The organism is Streptomyces sp. NPDC056527 (assembly GCF_042794475.1).
In the GTDB taxonomy this organism is placed as follows: Bacteria; Actinomycetota; Actinomycetes; order Streptomycetales; family Streptomycetaceae; genus Streptomyces.
In genome coordinates this window covers 24,931-30,605 of the sequence record NZ_JBHTTQ010000087.1, presented here as the reverse complement: position 1 = coordinate 30,605, position 5,675 = coordinate 24,931, and the positions used below count along the sequence as shown (strand labels likewise).

Genomic DNA, 5,675 nt, shown 5'->3' with positions numbered 1-5,675 from the left:
AAACGCCCGGTTACATTCCGAACCCGGAAGCTAAGCCTTTCAGCGCCGATGGTACTGCAGGGGGGACCCTGTGGGAGAGTAGGACGCCGCCGAACTCCCGCCCTTTTAGCTCAGTCGGTAGAGCGTCTCCATGGTAAGGAGAAGGTCAACGGTTCGATTCCGTTAAAGGGCTCCACTTAAAGAAGGCCCCCGCCTCATGGCGGGGGCCTTCTTTGTTTTCGGGTCTTACAACGACTAACACAATGAGCCAGTGGGAGTACCTGCCGCAGGAGCTGGGCTTCGGCTCGGGCATGACCTGCTGGCGCAGACTGCGGGACTGGAACGAGGCCGGCGTGTGGCGGCAACGTAATGACGTCACCCAGCTGCTGCCCCTGCTCGACGCCATCCCGCCGGTCCGCGGCCGTGTCGGCCGTCCGCGCCGCAAGCCCGACGCGGCCGTGTCGGCCGTCCGCGCCGCAAGCCCGACTCTGTGTTTGCCGACCGTGGCTATGACCACGACGTCTACCGTGACCAGGTCCGCGATCGCGGCATCGCGCCGGCGATTGCACGCCGTGGAACGCGGCATGGCACCGGGCTGGGCACCTACCGATGGGTGGTCGAGCGGAGTTTCGCGTGGTTGCACGGCTTCCGACGCCTGAGGGTCCGCTGGGAACGTTGGGCCGACATTCATGAGGCCTTCCTCAGACTGGCCTGCTGCCTCATCACCTACCGGCGAGTGAAATCCTTGTGTTAGCCGTGTGCGCTGCCGCACCGAGCTCAACACTTCGGACCGCAGTCGCACCGGCGCCCATGGTTGACCTCTCTTGGTAGCCGCCGAGAGCGGCGCGCCACGGGGACAAGGAAGGAACTCCGATATGTCTCAGCCTGCTGTCACCCGCCTGCGTCAGCTACTCCCGCCACCTGTCTCCGGAGGCGACGTGGTGGACTGGGAACGGCTCGCGGACGCGGTGCAGCTGGAACTCCCTGAGGATTACCGCGAGTTCGTTGACTCGTACGGCGGGGGAGAGATCGACGAGTACCTGTCCATCAGTACGCCCCCCGTCCCGGGATCGCCGTACGGGAATCTCCTCGACAGAGTCAATCCCGCACTCTCGGACCGGGACTGCCAGGAGCTGGGCGCTCTCCTTGGAGGGCAAACTTTGCCGCTCCTGTTGCCCTTCGCGAACTCGGCGAACAGCGATGTCGCCTTCTGGCTGCGAAAGGGCGCAGCCGACAGCTGGAGGGTGGCCATTTTTCGGAGGCAGGCGCCGTGGGGGGCGAACCCCTGGACGGTCTTCGACGGTGGCATGGCGGAGTTCTGCCTGGCCGTCCTAACCGGCGGGGTGGATCCGTTCAGCGAGCGGATCGCGGGATCAGGGCCGCACGTGTTCGTGAGCTGGCGCGACTTGTAACCACCGGGTCGACTCGCGCGATCACCCGACCGCACTGCTGTCCTGAGGTGCCGGTAGGCGCCTCACCTCATTGTGTTAGTCGTTGTTAGTCGACATGCATGGGACCGTGGGCCCGCCCCCTTCGAGGCAGGCCCACGGTCTACGGTCAGTCGCCGTCGAAGGGCTCCGGGAGGCGCATCGCCAGGATGGCCATGTCATCGGAGGCGGGCTCCTGGGCGAAGCGCTCGACCGCTCGCAGAATGCGGGCGGCGACGGCGCCGGCCGTGAGGCCCGTACACGTCTTGAGGACCTCGATCAGGCCGTCGTCGCCGAGCATCCGTGTGCCCTCGCGGCGCTCCGTGACGCCGTCGGTGACGCAGAGCAGCACATCGCCCGGGTCGAGCGTGATGGTCTGCTCGTACAGCTCCAGGTCGTCCAGGACGCCCAGGAGCGGCTGCGGATCCGCCGCGGGGACGACCGTGCCGTCCTGGCGCAGTCGGAGCGGCAACGGGTGCCCGGCGCAGACGACCTTGAGGATGGCCGAGCCGTCCTCCTGCGGCCACATCTCGCCGTACAGCAGGGTCAGGAAGCGGCTGCGGGCTCCCTCGTCGAGGATCGCGGCGTTGAGGCGCTCCAGGACCGCCGGGCCGCCGAAGCCCTCGCGGGCCAGCAGGCGCAGGGCGTGCCGGGCCAGGCCCGTGACGGCCGCGGCCTCCGGGCCCGTACCGCAGACGTCGCCGATCGCGAAGCCGTAGGCGTTGTCGCGGATCGGGAAGAGGTCGTAGAAGTCTCCGCCGACCTCGTTGCCCTCGCCGGCCGCCCGGTAGATGACCTCGACCTCGACGCCGGGGATCTGGGGGAGGCCGGGGGGCAGCAGGCTGCGCTGGAGGGACTGACTGATCGCCATGCGCTCCGAGTAGAGGCGGGCGTTGTCGAGGGCCAGGGCCGCTCGGCGCGAGAGGTCCTCGGCCAGTTCCAGGATCTCCTGGCGGAAGTGGTCGTCGGAGGGCTTGCCGAGGGTGAGCATTCCGATGACGCGGTTCCGGGCGACGAGGGGAAGGACCACCGTCTCGCCGCCGACCGCGGCCGCCGTGGCCAGTGTGGTGTCGATGCCTGACGACAAGGGGACGCTGCTCTGGCCCAGTTCGCGGAGCGAAGTGGAGAGTGCGGACCGGTGGGCGGCCTCGGCGGGTGCGGCCCAGACGCGGGCGCCCGGGGTGGGCACCGGGTCGGGCGGGGCGATGGACGACAGCAGGGCCTTCAGCCCGTCGATGCGGTCCTCGTCCTCGTGCAGGACGTACGAGAGGTACGGCTCCGACACCTGGTCGGCGATCGTGTACACGGCGCACCAGGTGGCAAGGGTGGGGACCGTCATCTGGGCCATCAGGGCCAGGGTCTGGTCGCGGTCGAGGGTGCCGGCCAGGAGGTCGGAGGCCTCGACGAGGAAGCTGAGGGAACCGCGGCGGAGCCGTTCGAGTTCGCCGAGGCGGGCCGATTCGACGGCCAGGGCGATGCGGTCCGCGGCGAACTGGAGGCGCAGGGCCTCCTCGTTGGAGTAGCGGTTCGAGCCTTCGGCGGCGACGCCGAGCGAACCGGTCAGGCGCCCTTCGACCTTGAGCGGGACCGTGACGACCGAGCGCATCCCGGTGCCTTCGAGGAGCGGGACCGCTCCGGGGACGGCGGCCAGGTCCTCGTGGACGGCCGGCATCCGGGCGGAGCCGTAACGGCTGGCGCCGGTCTCGACGGGGACGCGGGCGAACCGCTGTCGGGCGGACGGGAGTCCGGTGGTCGCCCGTACCTCCAGCTCGGTCTCGTCGTCGGTGGCGAGCAGCAGGAACGCGGAGTCGCCGTCGAGCATGTCGCGGGCGCGCTCCACCGTGCGCTGGAGGAGGCCGTCGAGGTCGTCCGGGGCGGGGGAGCCGATGAAGACCTCGAAGGGGTCCGTGGTGCGGCTCTCGGCGCCCGGGTCGGAGACCGCGGGGCGCTGCGGGGTCTGGAGGACCGCGCGCTCGTACTCGCGTACGAGGAGGCAGACCGTGGACGGCTCGCCTTCGGCGTCGCGGACGCGGAGGTGGGAGGCGTACACGGGGATGACGCGGCCGTCGGCGCAGCGGATGCCGTAACTGCCTTCCCAGCGGGAGAGCCGGAGGGCCTCGACGAGGCCGGTGCCGATGCCGGGGGTGTGCGGCCAGGCGGCGAGGTCGCCGAGCGGTTTGCCGGTGACCTGCTCGGAGCTGTAGCCGAAGAGTTCCTCGGCGTCCTCGTTCCACGAGGTGATGGCGCCGCCGCGGTCGATCTGGGCGACGGCGACGCGGACACGGGTGTCCGCGACCGGGAGGAGGGCGTCCGGGAGGACCGGGCCGGCGGAGCGGGTGCCGATCGCGCGTTCGGGCAGGTCGAGTTGGAACCAGACATGTTTGTGCGTGGGGGTGTACTCGACGCCCCAGCGGGTGGCGAGGGCGGCGCACAGGAGCAGGCCCCGGCCGTTCTCCCGGTCGGGGTGGGCGACCGTGCGGCCGCCCTGGAGCGGGATCTCGCGCTCGGGGTAGTGGTCGGCGACCTCGACGCGGACGCCGTCGTCGCTGCGCAGGCACAGGACGTCGGCGGCGGTGCCGGCGTGGATGACGGCGTTGGTGACGAGTTCGCTGGTGAGGACGACGGCGTCGTCGACGACCTCGGCGTACCCCCAGCCCTGGAGGGTGTCCCGTACGAAGGCGCGGGCGGTCGCGACGGACCGCCCGACGGGGTCGAAGGTGGCAGCCGCCCGCGCGGTGATCACAGAACTCCTCGTACGCCTCTGGACGCCCGGCTCCGCCATGGTCGGTCTGCCCCTCCCGCTGCCCGGTGGTCGTCTTCGCGCCACCCCACCCCCGCCGGGCGGACCGGGGCGGTTGGACAGCCGGATGCCAGGTTACTTACCTTCGCTGTCCGACCGGATGCCGGTCACCACTGTTTCCGTCCCCCGAGGGCGGGGACGCTATGCGAAGTCGCCGAACTGTTATCGCCTGGTTCGGCTGCGGTGAAACACTGGGCAGGCTTGTGGTGACGGCCCGGGCAGAACGGTCAACCCCTTCGGGAGGGACACGGTGGAGTCTGGCACGGCGGCGCGGCGCGGCAGCAGCAGCGGCAGCGGCACGCGGGCGAAGGGCGGACGGTCCCGGAGTGGTGGGACGGTGCAGGTGGACGCGGCGGCCATGGATCGGCTGCTGGCCGCCCTGGTCTCGATGCGGGACGGGAACCTGCGCAAACGGTTGACCGTGTCCGGCGACGGGGTCATGGCGGAGATCTCCGCCGTGTTCAACGAGGTCGCCGACCGGCAGATGCATCTGACCGGCGAGTTGTCGCGGGTGCGGCGCATGGTCGGGCGCGAGGGCAAGCTGTCGGAGCGGCTGGACGCGGGGGCCAGCGAGGGCGCGTGGGCGGCGGCGATCGAGGCCGCGAACGCGCTGGTCGACGACATGACGCGGCCGGTCTCCGAGGTGGGGCGGGTGCTTTCGGCGGTGGCCGAGGGTGACCTGGACCAGCGGATGGACCTGCGTTCGGACGGGCCCGACGGGGCCGCGCGGCCGCTGCGCGGGGAGTTCCTGAAGGTCGCTCGGACCGTGAACAACCTGGTCGACCAGCTGTCGGCGTTCACGGACGAAGTGACGCGGGTCGCACTCGAGGTGGGTACCGAGGGCAAGCTGGGCGGTCAGGCTCAAGTGCGCGGTATGTCCGGTTCGTGGAAGGATCTCACGGATTCGGTCAACACCATGGCGTACCGGTTGACGGCGCAGGTGCGTGATATCGCTCTCGTGACGACGGCGGTCGCCAAGGGCGATCTGTCCCGGAAGGTCACGGCGCACGTGGCCGGCGAGATGCTGGAGCTGAAGAACACCGTCAACACGATGGTGGATCAGCTGTCGTCGTTCTCCTCCGAGGTGACCCGTGTCGCGCGTGAGGTGGGTACCGAGGGCGAGCTGGGCGGTCAGGCGGAGGTGGCGGGTGTCGCCGGCGTCTGGAAGGACCTGACCGATTCCGTCAACACGATGGCGGGAAATCTCACCAATCAGGTGAGGGGTATCGCCGAGGTGACCACCGCGGTCGCCAACGGCGACCTGTCGCAGAAGGTCACGGTGAGCGCGCGCGGCGAGGTTGCGCAACTCGCGGACACGATCAACCAGATGACCGAGACGCTGCGGACGTTCGCCGACGAGGTGACCCGTGTGTCGGGTGAGGTCGGTGCGCAGGGTCTGCTCGGCGGGCAGGCGCAGGTGCCGGGTGCGGCGGGTACGTGGAAGGACCTGACCGACTCGGTCAACACGG

The 5,675-nt window shown here is 70.1% G+C and carries 3 protein-coding genes, 1 tRNA gene, 1 rRNA gene and 1 pseudogene; 5 read left to right on the top strand and 1 reads right to left on the bottom strand.

Translation table 11 applies throughout. From position 1 onward, the window contains the following. The 4 genes and pseudogenes from rrf to ACFQ7Q_RS29660 all read left to right on the top strand — a co-directional run. Window positions 1-95 (top strand): 5S ribosomal RNA (gene rrf, locus ACFQ7Q_RS29675); the annotation flags it as partial. 4 nt (window positions 96-99) lie between these two features. Further along, a tRNA-Thr gene (locus tag ACFQ7Q_RS29670) sits at window positions 100-175 on the top strand. 73 nt (window positions 176-248) lie between these two features. After that, window positions 249-733, top strand: a pseudogene (locus ACFQ7Q_RS29665) (transposase); the annotation flags it as partial. A 121-nt stretch (window positions 734-854) separates the two neighbouring features. After that, a complete protein-coding gene (locus tag ACFQ7Q_RS29660; protein WP_383560320.1) occupies window positions 855-1,391 on the top strand; it encodes an SMI1/KNR4 family protein in 537 nt (178 codons plus the stop codon). A gap of 145 nt (window positions 1,392-1,536) precedes the next feature. On the opposite strand, the gene ACFQ7Q_RS29655 is transcribed toward ACFQ7Q_RS29660, so the two are convergent. Then, on the bottom strand, window positions 1,537-4,188 hold the full coding sequence (locus ACFQ7Q_RS29655) for a SpoIIE family protein phosphatase (RefSeq protein WP_383560318.1): 2,652 nt from the start codon (window positions 4,186-4,188) through the stop codon (window positions 1,537-1,539). A 268-nt stretch (window positions 4,189-4,456) separates the two neighbouring features. Between ACFQ7Q_RS29655 and ACFQ7Q_RS29650 the strand changes: the two genes are divergently transcribed. Continuing rightward, the coding region (locus ACFQ7Q_RS29650; RefSeq protein ID WP_383560323.1) for a HAMP domain-containing protein at window positions 4,457-5,675 on the top strand (1,219 nt) is incomplete at its 3' end.

What these genes read in the sequence shown, in the direction of transcription:
- ACFQ7Q_RS29655 (WP_383560318.1), bottom strand. Translation starts at nt 4,188, where the DNA reads ATGGCGGAGCCGGGCGTCCAGAGGCGTACGAGGAGTTCTGTGATCACC.
- ACFQ7Q_RS29660 (WP_383560320.1), top strand. Translation starts at nt 855, where the DNA reads ATGTCTCAGCCTGCTGTCACCCGCCTGCGTCAGCTACTCCCGCCACCT.